The organism is Arthrobacter sp. NPDC080086 (genome assembly GCF_040702285.1).
In genome coordinates this window covers 15926-36197 of record NZ_JBFBKP010000045.1, presented here as the reverse complement: position 1 = coordinate 36197, position 20272 = coordinate 15926, and the positions used below count along the sequence as shown (strand labels likewise).

The 20272-nt window shown below is 68.9% G+C and carries 16 protein-coding genes; 6 read left to right on the top strand and 10 right to left on the bottom strand.

Annotation, left to right across the window (positions count from 1 at the left end; translation table 11 throughout):
* Positions 1–78: 78 nt before the first annotated feature.
* The gene (gene lepA / locus AB0305_RS15050) at positions 79–1932 is read right to left on the bottom strand and encodes a translation elongation factor 4 (RefSeq protein ID WP_290257776.1); all 1854 of its coding nucleotides are present in this window, start codon (positions 1930–1932) and stop codon (positions 79–81) included.
* A 169-nt stretch (positions 1933–2101) separates the two neighbouring features.
* Between lepA and AB0305_RS15045 the strand changes: the two genes are divergently transcribed.
* Together AB0305_RS15045 and rpsT are read left to right on the top strand one after the other, a co-directional pair.
* Positions 2102–2647, top strand: a complete 546-nt coding sequence (locus AB0305_RS15045) for a type II toxin-antitoxin system PemK/MazF family toxin (RefSeq protein WP_364135574.1) — start codon at positions 2102–2104, stop codon at positions 2645–2647.
* Positions 2648–2832: 185 nt separating this feature from the next.
* Positions 2833–3093 (top strand): 30S ribosomal protein S20, encoded by a 261-nt coding sequence (gene rpsT, locus AB0305_RS15040; RefSeq protein WP_364135571.1) that lies wholly within the window; start codon positions 2833–2835, stop codon positions 3091–3093.
* A gap of 133 nt (positions 3094–3226) precedes the next feature.
* Here rpsT and holA read toward each other — a convergent pair whose 3' ends face one another.
* The 8 genes from holA to AB0305_RS15000 form a co-directional block, all read right to left on the bottom strand.
* Positions 3227–4240, bottom strand: coding sequence for a DNA polymerase III subunit delta (gene holA, locus AB0305_RS15035; RefSeq protein WP_364135568.1), 1014 nt, complete (start codon positions 4238–4240; stop codon positions 3227–3229).
* The gene (locus AB0305_RS15030; protein ID WP_364135565.1) at positions 4174–5880 is read right to left on the bottom strand and encodes a ComEC/Rec2 family competence protein; all 1707 of its coding nucleotides are present in this window, start codon (positions 5878–5880) and stop codon (positions 4174–4176) included. Before AB0305_RS15030 ends, holA begins: the two co-directional genes overlap by 67 nt.
* A gap of 331 nt (positions 5881–6211) precedes the next feature.
* Positions 6212–7048, bottom strand: a complete 837-nt coding sequence (locus AB0305_RS15025; RefSeq protein WP_366173294.1) for a ComEA family DNA-binding protein — start codon at positions 7046–7048, stop codon at positions 6212–6214.
* Between the two features lie 70 nt (positions 7049–7118).
* A complete protein-coding gene (locus AB0305_RS15020; RefSeq protein WP_364135559.1) occupies positions 7119–8144 on the bottom strand; it encodes a DegV family protein in 1026 nt (341 codons plus the stop codon).
* Between the two features lie 73 nt (positions 8145–8217).
* Entirely contained in the window at positions 8218–10746 is a 2529-nt protein-coding gene (leuS, locus tag AB0305_RS15015; RefSeq protein ID WP_364135556.1) for a leucine--tRNA ligase, read from the bottom strand.
* Positions 10747–11103: 357 nt separating this feature from the next.
* Positions 11104–12618 carry a glycerol kinase GlpK gene (gene glpK / locus AB0305_RS15010; RefSeq protein ID WP_364135553.1) on the bottom strand — a complete coding sequence of 505 codons (1515 nt, stop codon included), beginning with the start codon at positions 12616–12618 and terminating at the stop codon, positions 11104–11106.
* A 60-nt stretch (positions 12619–12678) separates the two neighbouring features.
* Positions 12679–13431 (bottom strand): MIP/aquaporin family protein, encoded by a 753-nt coding sequence (locus AB0305_RS15005; protein ID WP_290257767.1) that lies wholly within the window; start codon positions 13429–13431, stop codon positions 12679–12681.
* Between the two features lie 158 nt (positions 13432–13589).
* Complete coding sequence (locus AB0305_RS15000) at positions 13590–15299, bottom strand: glycerol-3-phosphate dehydrogenase/oxidase (RefSeq protein WP_364135549.1); 1710 nt, start codon at positions 15297–15299, stop codon at positions 13590–13592.
* Positions 15300–15476: 177 nt separating this feature from the next.
* Here AB0305_RS15000 and AB0305_RS14995 point away from each other — a divergent pair, with 177 nt between their 5' ends.
* Genes AB0305_RS14995 through AB0305_RS14980 form a run of 4 tightly spaced genes read left to right on the top strand, consistent with a single transcriptional unit; the run spans position 15477 to position 19419 of the window.
* Positions 15477–16439: a sugar-binding domain-containing protein gene (locus AB0305_RS14995; protein WP_290257766.1), complete on the top strand. Its 963-nt coding sequence runs from the start codon at positions 15477–15479 to the stop codon at positions 16437–16439.
* A 48-nt stretch (positions 16440–16487) separates the two neighbouring features.
* A complete protein-coding gene (locus AB0305_RS14990; protein ID WP_364135546.1) occupies positions 16488–17357 on the top strand; it encodes an aldo/keto reductase in 870 nt (289 codons plus the stop codon).
* 53 nt (positions 17358–17410) lie between these two features.
* Positions 17411–18331: an alpha/beta hydrolase gene (locus AB0305_RS14985; protein ID WP_364135544.1), complete on the top strand. Its 921-nt coding sequence runs from the start codon at positions 17411–17413 to the stop codon at positions 18329–18331.
* A complete protein-coding gene (locus tag AB0305_RS14980; RefSeq protein WP_364135541.1) occupies positions 18328–19419 on the top strand; it encodes a glycosyltransferase family 1 protein in 1092 nt (363 codons plus the stop codon). Before AB0305_RS14985 ends, AB0305_RS14980 begins: the two co-directional genes overlap by 4 nt.
* A gap of 31 nt (positions 19420–19450) precedes the next feature.
* Here AB0305_RS14980 and AB0305_RS14975 read toward each other — a convergent pair whose 3' ends face one another.
* On the bottom strand, positions 19451–20230 hold the full coding sequence (locus tag AB0305_RS14975; protein ID WP_364135538.1) for an alpha/beta fold hydrolase: 780 nt from the start codon (positions 20228–20230) through the stop codon (positions 19451–19453).
* Positions 20231–20272: the final 42 nt, after the last annotated feature.

The following is a 20272-nucleotide window of genomic DNA, read 5'->3' as shown; positions in this document are numbered from 1 at the left end:
CGGCGCCCTCCAGCGCCTGGGCGGGCAGCAGCCCGTCCGACGGCGCGGGGTCGCCGAGGGGTAGTGCGCTTGGCATGGTTACTTCTTGGCCTTGTCCTTGGATTCTTCCGTGGTCAGGGCGGCGATGAACGCCTCCTGCGGTACCTCGACGCGGCCCACCATCTTCATGCGCTTCTTGCCTTCCTTCTGCTTCTCGAGCAGTTTGCGCTTTCGGGTGATGTCACCGCCGTAGCACTTCGCGAGCACGTCCTTGCGGATGGCACGGATGCTCTCGCGGGCGATGATGCGGGAGCCGATCGCAGCCTGGATGGGCACCTCGAACTGCTGCCGCGGGATCAGTTCGCGCAGCTTGCCGGTCATCATCACACCGTAGGCGTAGGCCTTGTCCCGGTGGGTGATGGCGCTGAATGCGTCCACCTGCTCGCCCTGGAGCATGATGTCGACCTTGACCAGGTCGGCGACCTGGTCGCCGTCGGCCTTCCAGTCCAGCGAGCCGTAGCCGCGGGTGCGGGACTTGAGGATGTCGAAGAAGTCGAAGACGATCTCGGCCAGCGGGAGCCGGTAGCGGATCTCGACGCGGTCCTCGGAGAGGTAGTCCATGCCGCCCATGACGCCACGGCGGCTCTGGCAGAGCTCCATGATGGCGCCAACGAACTCGTTCGGCGCGAGGATCGTGGCGGAGACCATCGGCTCGCGGACCTCGGCCACCTTGCCCGTAGGGTATTCGCTGGGGTTGGTCACGTGGATGACCTTCTTGTCCTCCAGTGTCACCTCGTACTCGACGTTCGGGGCGGTGGAGATCAGGTCCAGGTTGTATTCGCGTTCCAGCCGTTCCCGGGTGATTTCCAGGTGTAGCAGGCCCAGGAAGCCCACGCGGAAGCCGAAGCCCAGCGCGGCGGAGGTCTCCGGCTCGTAGACCAGCGCGGCGTCGTTGAGCATCAGCTTCTCCAGCGCGTCGCGGAGGACCGGGTAGTCGGTGCCGTCCAGCGGGTACAGGCCGGAGAAGACCATGGGCTTGGCGTCCGCGTAGCCGGCCAGCGACTGCGTGGCGGGCTTGGCCATGTTGGTGACGGTGTCGCCCACCTTGGACTGGCGGACGTCCTTCACGCCGGTGATCAGGTAGCCCACCTCGCCGACGCCCAGGCCCTTGGACGGCGTGGGCTCCGGGGAGCTGACCCCGATCTCCAGCAGTTCGTGGGTGGCGCGGGTGGACATCATCTGGATGCGTTCGCGCGGGTGCAGCATGCCGTCGACAACGCGGACGTAGGTCACCACGCCGCGGTAGGTGTCGTAGACCGAGTCGAAGATCATGGCCCGGGCGGGGGCATCGGGATCGCCGACGGGGGCGGGCAGGTCGCGGACAATCTTGTCCAGGAGGGCCTCGACGCCGGCGCCGGTCTTGCCGGAAACCCGCAGCACGTCCTCCGGGTCGCCGCCGATCAGGTTCGCGAGCTCCTCGGCGTACTTCTCCGGCTGGGCGGCCGGCAGGTCGATCTTGTTCAGGACCGGAATGATGGTGAGGTTGTTCTCCATCGCAAGGTAGAGGTTGGCGAGGGTCTGCGCCTCAATGCCCTGCGCGGCGTCGACCAGCAGCACGGCGCCCTCACAGGCGGCCAGGGACCGGGACACCTCGTAGGTGAAGTCGACGTGGCCGGGGGTGTCGATCATGTTCAGCGCGTAGCTGGTGCCCTCGAGCTCCCACGGCATCCGGACGGCCTGCGACTTGATGGTGATGCCGCGTTCCCGCTCGATGTCCATGCGGTCCAGGTACTGGGCCTTCATGTCACGGGACTGGACGATGCCGGTGAACTGGAGCATCCGGTCGGCGAGCGTGGACTTGCCGTGGTCAATGTGCGCAATGATGCAGAAGTTCCGGATGAGGGCCGGATCTGTTGCGGCAGGCACCGGGGCGGTGCGGGCCATGGGAGACACGCAGGGTCCTAACTCTTGGCTGAACTGGTGAAGGTTTTGTCCGCGGGCTGAACAGCCGGCGTCGCGCCGTGCTGCCGAAGGCCGCAATTCTCGTCCCCTCAGTCTCCCACGTCCGGGCGCGTGGGTCTGCATTCCGGCCCGCCCGAACCCGGCGCCGGTAGGGTTGCCCATGGCATTGAACCTTCGCTCCCTCGGCAAGGCCGTCCGCGGCACGCTCCGCTTCCTTGGCGTCGGCGGCGCGCCGGCCGCTCCCCCGGCACGGCGCCGCCCGGCCGGGACGTCGTCCGGTCCGCGCCGCGGCGGACCTGTTCCTTCGTCCTACCCCGGCGACTTCCGCGGGAAGGCGACTGTCAGGTACGCCCCGAACGCCAACGGGGTGCCCGAGCCCGGGGAGATCGTCTGGACCTGGGTGCCGTTCGAGGAGGACCACAGCCAGGGCAAGGACCGCCCGGTGCTGCTGGTGGGAAGCAAGGGACGGTATCTCCTGGGCCTGATGCTCACCAGCAAGGACCACGACGGCGATCCGCGGCGGGCGGCGAACTATGTGGAGATCGGCACGGGTCCCTGGGACCGGCAGTGGCGGCCCAGCGAGGCACGCCTGGACCGGATCCTGCAGATCGACCCGGCATTGGTCCGCCGGGAGGGTGCCATCCTGGACGCCGGGCGGTTTCGCGCGGTGGCCGCGGCGCTCCGCGACCGGCAGGGCTGGTCCTGACGGCTATCTCGTCACTGAGCATTTCGTCATCGGACAGCCGTTTCTGCTATTATTGACAGCTGTGTGTCCGTGCAGGTCGACGGCCACAGATGGTTGGTCGCCATAGGTATCCCCACGCCGCTCAGTCAATGGCCAATCTGAAAGCCCTCTAGACCATTTTCCGCATTGAAAAAGAGAGTTCACACGTGGCTAATATCAAGTCCCAGAAGAAGCGCATCCTGACCAACGAAAAGGCTCGCCTGCGCAACAACGCAGTCAAGTCCGAGCTGAAGACGGCCATCCGCGCCGTCAACACCGCCGTTGCGTCCGAAGACAAGGATGCCGCGTCTGCTGCACTGGTTTCCGCCAGCCGGAAGCTCGACAAGGCCGTCAGCAAGGGTGTTCTGCACAAGAACAACGCTGCAAACCGCAAGTCGGCGATCTCCAAGAAGGTCAACGCACTCTAAGGTTTTCCAGTTCAGCTGAACTGATGATTGTGGCCGGCACCGCCAAGGTGCCGGCCACAGCCAGTTATCGCGGCTTTCGGGATCGCCGGGCTGCCGTCCCGGGTTCCCGACGCAGCTACGTGCGGCCAGCCCCCTAGCGGCGGACGGAGCCGGCGATGACCGTGACGGCGTGTTCGACGGCGTAGACCGGGTCCCGGGACAGGCCCTTGACCTGTGCGTCCGCCTCGGCGGTGACCTGGATGGAGCGCACCAGCCCCTCCGGGGTCCACCGGCGGACGTCCCGCTGGGCCTGCTCCACCAGCCAGGGTTGCATGCCAAGCTGCTTGGCGATCTGGGCCGAGGAACCCTGCGCCCCGGCGACCTTGGCCAGGGACCGCAGTTTGGCCGCCAGCGCGGCGACGATCGGCACCGGGTCGGCCCCGGTATCCAGCGCATGGCGCAGAGTGGAAAGAGCGAGCGGGGCGTTGCCCGCCATGGCGGCGTCGGCGACCTTGAACCCGGAGGCCTCAACCCGGCCGCCGTAATAACGGTCCACCATATCGGCGTCGACGGCTGTGGTGGCGTCGGCGATCAGCTGGCTGCAGGCGGCGGCGAGTTCGGCCAGGCTCGCCCCGACGGCGTTGATCAGGGCCTGGACGGCGTCGGGTTCGATCCGGCGCGAGGCGGCCTTGAACTCTGTCATGACGAAGGCAATCTTCTCGGCGTCCTTCTTCAGCGGCTGGCAGTCGACCACCGGCCAGCCGCCGGCCTTGATGGCGTCGAGCAGCTTCTTGCCGCGGACTCCGCCGCCGTGCCGCATCACCATGACCGCGTCGGGTTCGGGCTCCGCCAAATACTTCAGGGCGTCGGCCAGGAACGCGTCGTTCATCGATTCCAGCGCCTCGACCTCGATCAGCTTTTGCTCACCGAAGAGGGACGGACTGACGTTCATGGCCAGCGCGCCGGGTTCGTAGGCGGCGGCGCTCATCCGGGTGACCTCGACGTCGGGGGCGGCGGTGCGCACCAGTTGCCGGAGCCGGTCCATGGCGCGGGACGCCAGGTAATCCTCGGGGCCGCCCACCAGCACCACGGGAGCAGGCGTCACGTCCCGCCAGGTGGCGGTGTTCGTGGCCGCGGCCTTGGTGCGTTGGTTCTGGGCAGCAGCCACTGGTGATTCCTCCGGAGGGTTGGTTTGCAGAGTCTAAGCGTCCCACGGCCTCGCCGGACGGCCAAGCCGCACGAGGGCCGCCAGGGGCGGTCCAGCGCCAGGGCCAGCCCCCGCACCGTCAGGCCGTGCATCGCGAGTGTGAGGCGCCAGGCACGCTCCGGGTGGCCGACCAGCCACGCGGCGCCAAAGGTGAGCAGGGACAGCAGCGCCATCGTGGCGGCACCGACTCCGCCCTCGGGCCATGGTAGCGCGGCTCCCGGGAGCCCGGCGAAGAAGCGGGCGACGGCCCCGACCCCGGCTGCAAAGATCCCGGCCACGGCCATCGGCGCGGACGCGAGGGCCGGTGTCACCGCGAGGAGCGGTACTGCGGCCGTGCCCAGCAGCGTCACCGGTGCCACCAGGACGGCGGCAGCGAGGTTCGCCGCGAGGGCATACGTCGAAAAGCTCGGCTGCAGGAGGACGATGACCGGGCCGCAAAACAATTGGGCGGCGAACGGCACCGCGACGCCGGCGGCTACGGCGCGGGGCACCGTGGCCGGAAACCACGCAATCACGGGCCGCCCGGCTGCGATGATGCCGAGGGTCGCGAGGACCGACAGCAGGAACCCGAAGTCATCCGCCAGCCCGGGGTCCATCAGGAGCAGCCCGATCACCGCCGTGCACAACAGGTTCAGCGCCTGCCCGGACCGCCCCGCCGCGACCGCTGCCAGCCCGACGGCACCCATGCAGGCGGCGCGCAGGACACTCGCATCCGGGCCCACGAGCGCTACGAACAGAGCCAGCCCGGCCAGCGCCAGCCCCGCGGCAACGGGACGGGGAAGCCGCAGGCTCCGCGCCCCGAGGAGGAGCGCTCCGAGCACCAGGCTGCAGTTGGCCCCGCTCACGGCGGTCAGGTGGGTCATGCCGACGGTCTTCATCGCCGCGGCGAGTCCGGGGTCCAGGCCGGAGGTGTCGCCCGTGACCATGCCGGGAAGCAGTCCGCGGGCGTCACCGGGCAGTGTCCGGGCGGCCGCCGTGTAGCGGGCGCGCAGCCCGGACAACGCCGCCTCCGGATCACCCGCGGTGCCGTCCGTCCCGGCTAGCGGAACCGGGGAAGTGGTGGCGGAGAGCGTCCCGGCCTGGGTGCGCCCGGCCTGGGCGGCTTTGAGCTTCCCGGTGGCGCGAATGTGCTGGCCTTGTTCCACGCCGGCCCAGTCTTCCCCGCCGAGGACCGTCAGCGGGGTGGCCGTCCCGATGCGGTGGCCATCGTGGATGAGGGTGCGGAGGCTCGCCTCGACGGACCATCGCGCGGGGGCGCCGCGGCCCGGCGGTGCGGCGAGTCGTTCCGGAGCGGCGGTGATGTCCAGTTCTGCCACGACGGACGCGTGGGCGGCGAAGGCTTCAGCCACGGCACCCTGCTGCCGTTCGGTGGCGGCGGCGCCGGCATGCGATCCGGCCCCGGCGGCGAGGGCGAGTCCCACGGCCAGGGTCGCCCTTGCGCTTCGCCGGGCGTGGCTTTTCCCGCCCCGTTCGGCCGTCCGTTTCCGCATGAGCAGGAAGACGATGCCCGCGAGGAACACGGCGCAGATCAGGGCCTGATCGAGCGGCCGGATCCACGCGCCGGCCAGGGAGCTGGCCCAGACCAGCAATGCGGCCGGCACGAGGCGCAGGTCGCTACGCCTCCGGGCTCCGCGGTCGGGCGGACCGTTCCGCGGGGCAGACACGTGACTCGGCTGCCGGGTGTTCGACGTCCATGGGAGTTGGCCGGACAGCGTGTTTCCGAGGTGTGCCTCCAGCCGCCCCCTGATGCTGGCCGCCCGTGAGGAGCGTGCCTGACCGCCCGACGTCTTCCGCGTGCGCCTGTCCGTCAGCGCGCCTTTAGTGCCCGGCGACTCCTGCCGGGGCGCTAGGCTGGTGACCGCGGCGTCCCGATAGGCCTGCCAGGGGCGTTGCTGGTGCCCGGGCTCCGGCTTCCGGCGTTCGCCTGGCATGTCAGACCCGCACCAACGGCAGCAGGGCCTCGAGGAGTTTAGGCCCGACGCCATCCACGGCGTCGAGCTCCTCCACCCGGGTGAACCGGCCGTGTTGTTTGCGCCAGTCCACAATCCGCTGGGCGAGCACCGGCCCCACCCGCGGCAGCGTGGCGAGTTCCTCCGCGTCGGCGGTGTTGAGGTTGACCTTCGCGGTCCCGTTCCCTGAAGCCCCGGACCCGCTTCCGCTGCCGCCAGAGGACCCGCCTCCCTCCCCCGACGCCCCGCCCTGCGAATCCTGCGCCTCGGGGCTGCCCCGTTCGGGCACGACGATTTTTTGGCCGTCCTCCACGGCCGCGGCCAGGTTCAGCCGGTCCAAGTCCGCGGTGGGCGTGGCCCCGCCGGCGGCAGCGATTGCCTCATGGAGCCGGCTGCCCGCCGGCAGTGTGAGCACCCCCGGCCGGATGACAGCGCCCGTGACGTGCACGACGACCCGCTCGGCCGGAGCGGCGGGCGCAGTCTCCACGGCCGCGGCAGTTGTTGACCTCTCACTCAGGGGCACGACCTGCGGAGCGGAGCCGGCGGCCCGCCACCAGAACCAGCCGCCGAGCAGCACCGCAACCACGGCAAGCAGGACGGCGGCCCCGCGGGCCGTTCGCCAGCGCACCACGGGCGGCGCAAACTCCGGCACCCCGTCGTCCGGCCGGGCGTCAGGGGACGAATCGAGGGGATCCAGCAGGGGCGCGTCGTCTGCGGACCCCTCCGCAGACGTGTTTCCGGACGGCCCTAGGCTGGCGGCCCAACGATGCCGGGCCGCGAGGGGACCCGGAAGGGTCGAAGTCGGGGAACGGCGCGGCATGCGTCCACGCTAGGTGCCAGCGCAACTCTGCCGATAGGCGCCGGCGGGCCTATGTGGACAGCTGGCCCTGCTAAGAACCGGCCGGCGGACCGCTCGGGTCGGAGGACGCCGCCGGGGATGGTACCGGGGTACTGCTCTCCCCCACCACCACGGCCAGCACCCCCAGCCCTGCGTGGGCCGCGAGGACGGCCGGCAGCGAACTGATCTGTGCGGGTGGGCAGCCGGGCAGCCGGTCCGCCAGTCGGGCTGCCAGCTGTTCGGCCTCGGCAGGGTTCCCGAAGTGGTGCACGGCGAGCCGCGCTTCACCGGCGGGCCGGGACAGGGCGTCGTCGGCCGCGATTTCCTCCAGCCGCGCCACCGCCCGGGCCGCGGACCGGACGCGTTCCAGCGGGACGATCCTGCCGTCGTCGACCGCCAGTATGGGCTTGATCGAGAGCATGGTTCCCCAGAGGGACGCGGCGGCGCCGATCCGTCCGCCGCGCCGCAACTGCTCCAGGCTGGGGACGTAGAAGTACACCTTGGTCCGGGCCAGGCGGGCCTCGGCGAAGCCACGCACGGCCGCGGCGTCCAGCCCGTCGGCCGCGGCCACGACAGCGCTCTGCACGCCCATTCCCTCGGCCATGCCGGCGGTGCGGGAGTCAAGCACCTCCACCAGAATGTCCACCCGTGCGGCCGCCAGCCGGGCCGAGTCCGCGGTGCCCGAAAGCTCGGCGGACAGATGGATAGACAGCACGGCCTCGAACCCGCGGGCGGCGGCGTCGCGGTAGGCGCGTTCGAACTGGCCCGGCGACGGACGCGAGGTCCGGACCTGCACACCCCCGGCCAGGGCCACGGCGATGGTTTCGGCGATGTCGTCCTCCCCCTCACCATAGATTTCCTCGCCCACCATGACCGGCATGGGCACCACGGTCAGGCGCCCGTCGGAGGTAAAGTCGCGCACCCAGTCGGCGGGGAGGGCCGCTGCGGAATCGGTCACCACCGCGGTCCGGACAACGGGGACCACGGCCAGTTCGGCGGCATCCGGCCGGGTGGCGCGGCGCAGCCGCAACAAGCGTTCCCGCAGCCAGGGCCAGCCCGGCGGCTCACGGTCAGGCACGAAACACCCCCTGGAATGTGGACCGGCCGCCGGCGAAAGCGCCGACGGCCGGTGACAGCATAGCTCGGTCCGGCTAGGCCGGAACGATGTTGACCAGTTTGGGGGCCCGCACGATCACGGTGCGGATCCCCCGGCCGTCCATGGCGCGCTGGACGTTTTCCGAGGCCAGCGCCAGTTCGCGCAACTCATCCTCGGAGATCTCCGGGGAGACCTCCAGCCGGTCGCGGACCTTGCCCTGCACCTGGACCACGGCGGTGACCGTGTCCTGGACCAGCAGGGCCGGGTCGTGGGCCGGCCAGCCGGCGTTGGCAACGGATGCCGGGTGTCCCAAGACGTTCCACAGGTCTTCGGCCGTGTACGGGGCGAAGAGGCTGAGGATCACCGCGACGGCCTCGACGGCCTCACGGACGGCGGGATCCGCGCCGCCCGCACCGGCATCGATCGTCTTGCGGGTGGCGTTGACCAGCTCCATCAGCTTCGCCACGACGACGTTGAACTTGTTCGCGTCCAGCAGCGCCTGGGCGTCGGCGATGGTGCGGTGCGTGACGGCACGCAGCGCCCGGTCACCGGCGACGAAGTCGACGCCGGGCTCGCTGGTGACGTCCTGGCCGAGCCGCCAGGCGCGGGCCAGGAACTTCGCGGAGCCCGACGGCGAGACGTCCGCCCAGTCGACGTCGTCCTCCGGCGGGGAGGCGAAAATCATAGTCAGGCGGACGGCGTCGACGCCGTACTTGTCCAGCTGTTCGCCCAGGTCAACGCCGTTGCCGAGGGACTTGCTCATGGCCTTGCCGCCGTTGAGGACCTGGCCCTGGTTCAGCAGCGCCCGGAAGGGCTCGTCGGCCTCGATCAGGCCCATGTCGTGGATGACCTTGGTGAAGAAACGGGCGTAGAGCAGGTGCAGGATGGCGTGCTCGACGCCGCCCACGTACTGGCCCACGGGCATCCAGTCGTTGATCTTCGCCGGATCGAACGGCCCCTCGGTGTACTGCGGCGAGACGAACCGCAGGAAGTACCAGGAGGAGTCCACGAAGGTGTCCATGGTGTCCGTGTCGCGCTTTGCCGGGCCGTGGCAGGAGGGGCAGTCCACGTTGACCCAGGCCTCGGCGGCGGCCAGCGGGGAGGTGCCCTTCGGGGACAGGTCCTCGCCGCGGAGGTCATCGGGCAGAGTGACCGGCAGCTGGTCGTCCGGGACCGGGACCTCGCCGCAATCGGGGCAGTGAATGATCGGGATGGGGGCGCCCCAGAACCGCTGACGGCTCAACAGCCAGTCACGCAGGCGGAAGTTCACGAACTTCTCGCCGGTTCCCTGCTTCTCCAGGATGGTGATGGCGGCGGGAATGGCCTCGGCCTTGGGCAGGCCGTTCAGCTCGCCGGAGTTGATCAGGGTGCCCTCGCCGGCGGTGGCGGTGCCGGAGACGGCGGGGTCCTCCTCGCCGGTGTCCAGGACGGCCCGGACCGGCAGGTCGAAGGTCTTCGCGAAGTCCAGGTCGCGCTGGTCGTGGGCGGGCACGGCCATGATGGCGCCGGTGCCGTAGTCGGCCAGCACGTAATCGGCAGCCCAGACCGGCAGCTTCTCCCCGGTCAGCGGGTTGATGGCGTAGCGGCCGGTGAAAACACCGGTCTTTTCGCGTTCGGTGGACTGGCGTTCGATCTCGGAGAGGGCCTTGACCTGCTCGCGGTAGGCGTCCAGGGCCGCGGCGTGTTCCTCGGTGACCAGTTCGACGGCGATCGGCGCGTCAGCGGCGACCACGAAGAACGTCGCGCCATACAGGGTGTCCGGGCGCGTGGTGAAGACGGTGACGTCCTTGGCGGGCTTGCCGCCGTCGGCCTCGACGACGAAGGTGACGTGGGCGCCCTCGGAGCGGCCGATCCAGTTCTTCTGCATGGCCAGGACCCGCTCGGGCCAGTGGCCGCGCAGTTCCTCCATGTCGTCCAGCAGCCGGTCCGCGTAGTCGGTGATCTTGAAGTACCACTGGTTCAGGGACTTCTTGGTCACGGCGGTGCCGCAGCGTTCACAGGCGCCGTTGACCACCTGTTCGTTGGCCAGCACGGTCTGGTCCTTGGGGCACCAGTTCACCGGGGAGTTCTTGCGGTACGCCAGGCCGCGCTCGTAGAAGCGCTTGAACAGCCACTGGGTCCAGCGGTAGTACTCCGGGTCGGAGGTGTGCAGCCGGCGGGACCAGTCGGCGGAGATCGCGTACCGCTTGAAGGACGCGGCCTGGGTGTCGATGTTGGCGTAGGTCCACTCGCTGGGGTGGGCGTTGCGCTTAATGGCGGCGTTCTCGGCGGGCAGGCCGAAGGAGTCCCAGCCGATCGGGTGCAGCACGTCGAAGCCCTGCTGGCGCAGGTAGCGGGCGACGACGTCGCCCATCGCGAAGGCTTCGGCGTGGCCCATGTGCAGGTCGCCGGAGGGGTAGGGGAACATGTCCAGCACGTAGCGGCGTTCCTTGGAGCCGTCGTCGAGCGGAGTGAAGACCTTGAGGTCCTCCCAGACCTGCGGCCACTTCGCCTCCATGGCGGCGAAATTGTAGGTCCCCTCCTCGGGGGCGGCACCTGCGACGGCTGCTGCTGTTCCGGTCTCTGTCTCCGGCTGAACGCTCACTGCTGGCCTCTTCTATTCTTTTCGATCTTGTCCGATCAGGACGGGTGGCGCCTGATCCTTCGGTCCCCTGCTCCGGGCCCGCACTTCGTCCCGGACACACAAAAGCCCCTCACACGGAGGGGCTGCCGCTCGACAATCCGGAGGTCTAACCGGGATGCCGGGCGGCTAGCTAAGCAGGAGGATCGCACGCATACGACTACTTTAGCGCACCCGCACCCCACCCCACCCGAACAACGTCGATCCGAGCGGCTGAAGTACGGGCAGACAAAAAGGGGCCGGTGACTCCCCGCCATGGTGTGGTGGGCACCGCGAAGCGGGCGGGCGGGAGTCACCGGCCCCTTTTTGGGGCTCGGAAGGCTACTTCACGTCCTCGTCGACCCAGTCCATGGACTTGGTGACGGCCTTCTTCCAGAGGCGCATCTGGCGGTCGCGCTCGGCGTCGTCCATCTGCGGCTCCCAGCGCTTGTCCTCGGACCAGTTGGCCGAGCACTCGCCCAGATCCTTCCAGAAGCCGACGGCGAGGCCGGCCGCGTAGGCTGCGCCCAGCGACGTGGTCTCGACGACCTTCGGTCGGATCACCGGCACGCCGAGGATGTCGGCCTGGAACTGCATCAGCGCGTCGTTGGCGACCATGCCGCCGTCGACCTTGAGCTCGCTCAGCGGCACGCCGGAGTCGGCGTTGACGGCGTCGAGCACCTCGCGGGTCTGGAAGGCGGTGGCCTCCAGGGCGGCCCGGGCGATGTGGTTCTTGTTCACGTACCGGGTCAGGCCGACGATCGCGCCGCGGGCATCGGAGCGCCAGTACGGGGCGAAGAGGCCGGAGAACGCCGGGACGATGTAAACCCCGCCGTTGTCCTCGACCGAGGCAGCCAGGGTCTCGACCTCGGGGGCGCTGCTGATCATGCCCAGGTTGTCGCGCAGCCACTGGACCAGCGAACCGGTCACGGCGATCGAGCCTTCCAGGGCGTAGTGCGGCTTGGCGTCGCCGAGCTTGTAGCCGACGGTGGTCAGCAGGCCGTTCTTGGAGTGGACGATCTCCTCACCGGTGTTGAAGATGAGGAAGCAGCCGGTGCCGTAGGTGTTCTTGGCTTCGCCGGCGTCGAACGCCGCCTGGCCGAACGTGGCGGCCTGCTGGTCGCCCAGGATGCCGGCGACCGGTACCTCGCGCAGCAGCTGGGAGGTGTGGACCGTGCCGTAGACCTCGGAGGAGGACTTGATGGCGGGCATCATGGACGCCGGGACGCCGAAGGCACCCAGGATTTCCTGGTCCCAGGAGAGGGTCTCGAGGTCCATGAACATGGTCCGGGACGCGTTGGTCACGTCGGTGACGTGCACGCCGCCGTCGGTGCCGCCGGTGAGGTTCCAGAGCACCCAGCTGTCGGTGTTGCCGAAGACCAGGTCGCCGGCCTCGGCCTTGGCGCGGGCGCCGTCGACGTTGTCCAGGATCCACTTGATCTTGGTGCCGGAGAAGTAGGTCGCCAGCGGCAGGCCCACCTTCTGCTTGAACCGGTCCGGGCCGCCGTCCTTGGCGAGCTCGTCCACGATCGACTGGGTGCGGGTGTCCTGCCAGACGATCGCGTTGTAGACCGCCTTGCCGGTGGTCTTGTCCCAGACGACGGCGGTTTCGCGCTGGTTGGTGATGCCGACGGCGGCGATGTCGTGGCGGGTCAGGTTGGCCTTGGAGAGGGCGGAGGCGATGACCTCGCGGGTGTTGTTCCAGATCTCCGCGGGGTCGTGTTCCACCCAGCCGGCCTGCGGGAAGATCTGCTCGTGCTCCATCTGGCCGGTGGAGACGATGTTGCCGCTGTGGTCGAACACGATGGCGCGGGTGCTGGTGGTTCCCTGGTCAATGGCGATTACGTACTGGTTCACGTTGACGTCCTTGTCTGTAGTGCCTGGCGGTTGAAGGTAATGCGTACGGGGATGTTCGGGTTAGGAAGCGGCGGCGGTGGCGATGATCGGCACAATGGCCGCCACGATGCCGGCGAGGCCGCCGCCAACCAGCGGACCCACGACCGGGATCCAGGAGTAGCTCCAGTCCGAGGAGCCCTTGCCCTTGATCGGGAGCAGCGCGTGGGCGATGCGGGGGCCGAGGTCACGGGCGGGGTTGATGGCGTAGCCGGTGGGGCCGCCGAGGGAGACGCCGATGCCGACCACCAGGAGGGCGACGGCCAGCGGGCCGAGGCCGGAGGGGGTTCCGCCGAAGGTCAGGATGACGAAGACCAGGACGAAGGTGCCGATGATCTCGGTGATCAGGTTCCACGGGGTGGAGCGGATGGCGGGGCCGGTGGAGAACACACCCAGCTTGCTGGCGGGTTCGGGCTCGGCGTCGAAGTGCTGCTTGTGGGCCAGCCACATGACGACGGCGCCCAGGAAGGCGCCGAGCAGCTCGCCACCGAAGTAGGTCAGGGTTGAGCCGAAGTCGACGGCGACGCCGGGTGCGTACTCCTTCTTGCCGTTGAGCAGCAGTCCGAAGGTCACGGCCGGGTTGAGGTGCGCGCCGGACTTGACGGCCACGAAGACACCGGCGAAGACGGCAATGCCCCAGCCCCAGGTGACCATCAGGAACCCGCCGTTGTTGCCCTTGGTGCCTTTGAGCGCGACGTTGGCCACAACGCCGCAACCCAGCAGGGTCAGCATTGCGGTACCGAATACTTCGGACAGGAAAACTATTCCAAGAGACATCTTTGACTCCTCTATTTTCTGTTGTCGTCCCTCGCGGGTGGAGGGGACGTGTGGCCGGCAGCGGTTTCACGCTGCCGGCCGGCAACTGCCTTCGGGCCCGTCGGGCCCTGGTGGCAGCCTTCGCGGCCGGGGGAAAAGTGCCCCCGGCCGCTCAAGTGTTAGGCAACCAGGCTGTGGACCTGGACGCCGTGGAAGCGTTCCAGCACCTCCTGGGCGTGGGTGATTTCGGCGCTGCGGGTGGCGGCGTCCCAGCCCAGCGGGCCGGACAGGACGTCGGCGACCTCGTTGAGCAGTTCGCCGGTGACCAGGCCGCGGAACGCCAGCGAGGTGCGGCGGATCAGCACGTCGATCAGGTGGCCGATCTGCTCGTTGCGGGCCATGAACTCCAGCTCGCGGACGCTTAGCTCACGGGTGGAGCGCAGCATCCGGTCCTCACCGGCGTCGAGGAACTCCATGACGGCCTCGGCGCGGGTGCCGTAGCGGGTGAGCAGGCCTGCGGTCCGGTCCGCGTCGCGGCCGGAGGTCATGTGGGCCTTGATCCAGCGCTGCACGCCTTCTTCGGAGTCGGGGAAGCCGGCGCCGCCGCCGATCGCCATCTTGGCGGTGGAGACCTTGCGGGTGCGGCCCAGTTCGGCCAGCACGTCGTTGCTGAGGTGTTCGGCGAGGGCGCGGAAGGTGGTCCACTTGCCGCCGACCAGGCTCAGCACCACCGGGCTGCCGTTGCCGCCGCGGCGTTCGATGCGGTAGTCGCGGCTGACGAAGCCGGGCTGGGTTTCGTCGTGGCGCGGCAGCGGGCGGACGCCGGAGAAGGTGTAGACGATCTGTTCGCGGCTGACCGGCAGGTCCGGGAAGACGTGGCCGATCAGGTCGAAGAAGTAGTCGATCTCGGCGTCGGTGCAGACGGCGTCCTCGGCCATGTCGGCGTCGATGTCGGTGGTGCCGACCAGGACGCGGTCCCCCATCGGGTAGATCAGCACGATGCGGCCGTCGGTGTGCTCGAAGAAGATCTCGCGGCCCTGGCAGGCTTCGAGCAGTTCCGGGTGGTCCAGCACGATGTGCGAGCCCTTGGTGCCGCCCATGAACTTCGATGCGGCGCCCATGGCCTCGTTGGTGAGGTCCACCCAGGCACCGGTGGTGTTGACCACGACGTCGGCGGTGAAGTCGAAGACCTCGCCGGTCAGTTCGTCACGGAGCTGCACGGAACCGGACTTGCCGTCGGCCGCCGTGCCCATCGAGACCAGGGAGAGGTAGTTGCTGGCGCGGGCGCCGTTGCCGCCCGCCTCGCCGGCCTTCTCGCCGTCCTGGAGCACGTCCAGGGTGAGGCGCTCCGGGTTGTGCACAGAGGCGTCGAAGTAGGTCGCGGCGTACTTGATGCCGGGGTGAAGGCGGGGCAGCTCGGCCAGGGCGTTCTTCCGGCCGCGAAACTGGTGCCGGGGCACGGTGCCGCCGTCGCGGGAGAAGAAGTCGTACATCGTCAGGCCGGCCTTGATCAGGAAGGCGCCGCGCTCGGTGTGCTTGCCCTGCTTGTGGGTCAGGAACCGCAGCGGCGCGGCGAGGATGCCGGAGAAGGTGCTGAAGATCGGGATGGTGGTCTGCAGCGGCTTGACGTAGTGCGGGGCGATCCGCAGCAGGCGGTTGCGTTCGACCACGGACTCCTGCACCAGGCGGAATTCGCCATTTTCGAGGTAGCGGATGCCGCCGTGGATCATGTGCGAGGAGGCGCCGCTGGCCCCCTGGCAGAAGTCGCCGCGCTCGACGAGGGCGACGTCGACGCCCTGGAGCGCCAGGTCCCGGAACGTCCCGACTCCGTTGATGCCCCCGCCGATGATGAGTACCTGTGCGTGCGGACGGTCCCGCAATTGCTGCACCGATGTGCGCTGCTGACCCGGGGCCGGATGACCGGAACTGACCTTGTTTCCCAACACTGCTCCTTGGGGCTTGACGCTGCGCGGCGCGCCTCTGGCACGACGCCGTTCATGACTATTCTTTGGAGTAATGGAAAATGGAGTCAAGCACTATGCACAAACGTGCAGAAGGGAGCCGCAATGTCGCCGACGCGCCAGTCGGACGCCCTCCGGGCGGCCCAGTTGTACTACCTCCAGGACCTGACCATGGACGCGATCGCACGGGAGCTGCGGACCTCGCGTTCGACCGTCTCGCGGTTGCTCTCCGCGGCCCGGGAATCGGGCCTGGTGCAGATCCAGATCCGCAGCCCGCTGGACACCGGCCCCGAGCTCGCCAGCCGGATCAAGGCCGAATACAAGGTGGACGTCCACGTGGTTCCGGTGGTGGACACCCTGAACGAGGCGGAAACCCTTGACCGGGTGGCCATGCAGGCCGCGCGGACCATCGGCCCGCTGGTTGATTCGAATGCGATCATCGGCGTCGCGTGGGGGTCGACGCTGAGCGCGGTCAGCCGCCACCTGACCCGGAAGATTACGCACGACAGCATCATCGTCCAGCTCAACGGCGCCGGAAACATGCAGACCACCGGCATCACCTACGCCTCGGACATCATGCGTCGCTTCGGCAGCGCCTACGGCGCGCGCGTGGAGCAATTCCCGGTGCCCGCGTTCTTCGACCACGCCGCCACCAAGCAGGCCATGTGGAATGAGCGCAGCGTGCAGCGCATCCTTCAGCTGCAGGCGCGGATGAGCATCGCCATTTTCGGTGTCGGATCGGTCGACGCCGACTACCCCAGCCACGTCTACGCGGGCGGCTACCTCGACGAGGACGATCTCAGCGTCCTGGCCGGGTCCGATGTCGTGGGCGACGTAGCGACCGTGTTCTTTCGCGCGGACGGCTCCTCCGACGGCATCACCCTGAACGAACGCTCCACAGGGCCGGACCTGGCACAGCTCCGGCAGGTCCGGCGGCGGATCTGCGTGGTCTCCGGCGCCTCCAAGATCAATGGACTGCGCGGCGCCCTGGCCGCGGGGCTGGCGACAGACCTGATCCTGGACGAGGCCAGTGCCCGGCGGCTGGTCAGTACCGAGGGGCTCGGCTGAGGCGGAAGGAACGCGGGAGAGGCCGTGGTACTAGGTAGAGTCGTTGCTATGAGAATGACGCCGCGGGTGACGCTGAACAACGGTGTGCTGATGGACCGCCTGGGATACGGGCTGTACAAGGTGCCGCCGGCCGACGCCGCCGGGCTGGTGACCATGGCCCTGGAGGCCGGCTACCGGCACTTCGACACTGCCGCGATGTACGGCAACGAGACCGGCGTCGGCAAGGCGATTGGTGCCCTGGCAGCGTTCGACGGCGCCACCGGCGGCTCCGGGGAGCGGCACCCCCGGCTGACGCGTGAGGACCTCTTCGTCACCACGAAGCTGTGGAATGACGAGCAGGGCTACGACGCGACGCTGCGGGCCTTCGACACCTCGATGGCCAAGCTGGGCCTCGAGTACCTCGACCTTTACCTGATCCACTGGCCCTGCCCCGGGCGCGGCCTCTACACGGACAGCTACCGGGCGCTGGAGACGCTGTACCGGGAGGGACGGGTCCGCGCGATCGGCGTGTCCAACTTCCAGCCGGCGCACCTTGACCGGCTGCTGCAGGGCGCGGAGGTGGTCCCGGCCGTGAACCAGATCGAGCTGCACCCGTGGCTGCAGCAGGCCGAATTGCGCGAACTTCACTCCTCCTTGGGGATCGTGACGGAAGCGTGGAGCCCGCTGGGCCGCGGCCAGGTCCTTGAGGACCCGGTGGTGACGGAGATCGCCGCTGCCCACCGCCGCTCCCCCGCGCAGGTCATCATCCGGTGGCACCTGCAACTGGGCAACGTGGTCATCCCGAAGGCAAGCTCCTACGCACGGATCCACGAAAACCACGACGTCTTCGGGTTCGAGCTGACGACGGCGGACCTGGACGCCCTGGCCGGTCTGGACCGCGGCTTCCGCACCGGGTCCAACCCGGACAACGTCAACTGACGCACCGCCGCCCGCACCCCACCACAGGCCCCCCACCACAACGAATGGAACACGTGGCGACCCAGCCCCCTCCCCCGCAACCGCTCCTCAGCGCCGCCCTGCAGACCCGCGCAACCGCCTCCACCGTGGACCTCAACGGCACCCGGGTGGCGTACTGGACGTATGAACCCCTGCAGGAAACCCCGGACACCCGCACCATCCTGGTGATCCACGGCTTCCGCGGCGACCACCACGGCCTGCTCCGGGTGGCGGACCAACTCCCCGAGATGCGCCTGGTCATGCCCGACCTGCCGGGCTTCGGTGTCTCCGGTGCCCTTGCCGCCGGTGCGCACAGCGTGGAGGGCTACGGGCGGTTCGTGGCCGACTTCATGGCCGCCCTGGGGCTGGGACCGGACACGGTGCTGCTGGGCCACTCGTTCGGCTCGATCATCACCAGCCACTTCGTCGCCCATCACCCGGACGCGGTGTCCGAACTGATCCTCATCAACCCGATCGCGGCGCCGGCCCTGGAGGGCCCGAAGGGGCTGATGACCAAGGCCGCGGTGCTCTACTACGAGGCCGCGGCCCGGCTCCCCCGCCGGCTGGGCAACGCCCTGCTGCGCAACCAGCTGATCGTGCGTGTGATGAGCGAGACCATGGCCAAGACCAGGGACAAGCGCCTGCGGCAATTCGTCCACGCACAGCACACCGCCTACTTCTCCGCCTTCGCGGACCGGGACAGCCTGCTGGAGGCCTTCAAGGCCTCGGTGGGAAACAACGTGGCCGAGGTCGCCGAGCGTCTGACGCTGCCGGTGCTGCTGATCGCCGGGGAGAAGGACGAGATCGCCGCCCTGCCGGACCAGCACAAACTGCTCCCCCGCCTTCCCGACGGCACCCTGGACGTCATCCCCGGCGTCGGACACCTGATCCACTACGAGACCCCGGAACCCGCCGCCGGTTTCATTCGCCGCTTCCTGAAGGACCACGCCGCGTGAAAATTCTCATCGACGCCCGCTTCACCCGGCTGGACCACCACGACGGCATCAGCCGCTACGGTTCCAGCCTGATCGCGGCCGCCGCCAAGGTGGCCGACGTGTCCATGCTGATCAGCGACACCCGCCAGCTCGCGCTGCTGCCGGACGTGCCCTACACGCTGATCAACAGCCCGCTGTCCCCGGCCGAGCTGTTCGTCGCCCGGAAGGTCAACCCGCTGGGGGCCGACGTCGTCGTCTGCCCGATGCAGACCATGGGCAGCTGGGGGCGGAAGTACGCGCTAATCCTGACCCTCCACGACCTGATCTATTACGAGCACCCGGCTCCCCCCGGCTTCCTGCCGGCGCCCGTTCGGGTGCTGTGGAGGCTGTACCACAAGGCGTTCTGGCCGCAGCGGGTGCTGCTCAACCGGGCCGATGTCGTGGCCACCATCAGCGCCACCACCGAGGCGCTGATGGCCAAGTACCGGCTGACCAGGCGCCCGGTGCGGATCGTCGGGAACGCACCCCAGCCGGGGCTGACCCCTCGTGATCCCGGCGCCGGGGCCGAGAAGACGCTGCTGTACATGGGCTCGTTCATGCCCTACAAAAACGTTGAGACAATGGTCCGCGGCATGGCGGAGCTGCCGGAGATGACGCTCCACCTGCTGAGCCGGATTACGCCCGAGCGCCGTGCCGAGCTGGAGGCTCTGATTCCCGCGGGCGCCAATGTGGTGTTCCACAACGGGGTCACGGATGCGGAGTACGAAGCCCTGCTGGCCCGGACCACCGCGCTGGTAAGCCTGTCCAAGGCAGAGGGCTACGGGCTGCCGCTGGTGGAGGCGATGTCACATGGGACGCCGGTGATCGCCAGCGACATCCCAATTTTCCGCGAGGTGGGTTCCGACGTGGTCAGCTACGTGGATCCATCCTCGCCGGCCGACTTCGCGGCCGCCGTCCGCGATCTGGAGGATCCGGCGCTGTGGAAGGACCGTTCCGTGCGGTCCGTGCACCGGGCCGCGGAGTTCAGCTGGGACGAATCGGCGCGCCGGCTCCTTGCCGCGGCCGAGGAAGCGGTGGCGCTGAGGAAGCAGGGCCGACGACGGCGGTAGGGCCTGGGTTGGCGCGGCACCCAGCCGCAGCTCAGCCGGTGCTGTCCAGGATCAGGCGCACCGTCTCCCGGGGCTGGTCCCAGTGCGGGAAATGACCGCAGTCGTCGAACCAGTGGAGAGTTGCATCCGGGAAAAGGTCCATGGCTCGTGCCGCCTCGCCCGGAACAGTCACCTTGTCCTTTCGCCCCCATCCAATGACCACTTTGCCCTTGAGTGAACCCGCCGGAGCGCCTTCCTGGCGGGGGCCGTGAATCAGCGCGTCGAGGGCCGGGTCCAGGCTGGTTGACGTCTTGAAACCGCGAAGCTCATGCAGCACCAGGTCCTGCGGCAGCCTCCAGGGATGCGCGGAGAACTGAGCCAACAGGGCCGTGCGGCCCACGGGGTTGCCCGTGAGGAAAGGAAGCGCCGGCTGGATGCGGCGCACCAGCGCGACGGACGCTTTGATGCTGGCACCAAAGATCGCGGCCTGGCGGTCACTCCAAAAACCTCCAGGGTCGAGCGCGACCGTGGTCCCGGCGTGCCCCCGCCGCGCCATTTCCAAGGCCATGCGTGCCCCCATGGAGCTGCCGACCAGATCAATGTCGCCCAGTTCCGCTTCGCCGATGAAGGCTTCGACGGCATCGGTCAGCGTCGCGATTGTCGTCTCGCCGGTCAGGGGGGCGGATTCCCCGCACCCGGGCAGATCGACGGCGATGACATCTCGTTCAGCAGCCAGCGCCGGGACTATCGGGTTCCAGTTTCCTGCACTGGATCCGAGACCATGGACCAGGAGGAGCGGCTTACCGGAGCCCTGCCGGGTTGAGTGCAACATGGCTTCACTCTACTGTGCGGGCCGCCACGATCACGGGAGCAC

What these genes read in the sequence shown, in the direction of transcription:
- AB0305_RS15045 (WP_364135574.1), top strand. Translation starts at nt 2,102, where the DNA reads ATGGCATTGAACCTTCGCTCCCTCGGCAAGGCCGTCCGCGGCACGCTC.
- AB0305_RS14995 (WP_290257766.1), top strand. Translation starts at nt 15,477, where the DNA reads ATGTCGCCGACGCGCCAGTCGGACGCCCTCCGGGCGGCCCAGTTGTAC.
- AB0305_RS15005 (WP_290257767.1), bottom strand. Translation starts at nt 13,431, where the DNA reads ATGTCTCTTGGAATAGTTTTCCTGTCCGAAGTATTCGGTACCGCAATG.
- AB0305_RS14975 (WP_364135538.1), bottom strand. Translation starts at nt 20,230, where the DNA reads ATGTTGCACTCAACCCGGCAGGGCTCCGGTAAGCCGCTCCTCCTGGTC.
- AB0305_RS15025 (WP_366173294.1), bottom strand. Translation starts at nt 7,048, where the DNA reads ATGCCGCGCCGTTCCCCGACTTCGACCCTTCCGGGTCCCCTCGCGGCC.
- AB0305_RS14990 (WP_364135546.1), top strand. Translation starts at nt 16,488, where the DNA reads ATGAGAATGACGCCGCGGGTGACGCTGAACAACGGTGTGCTGATGGAC.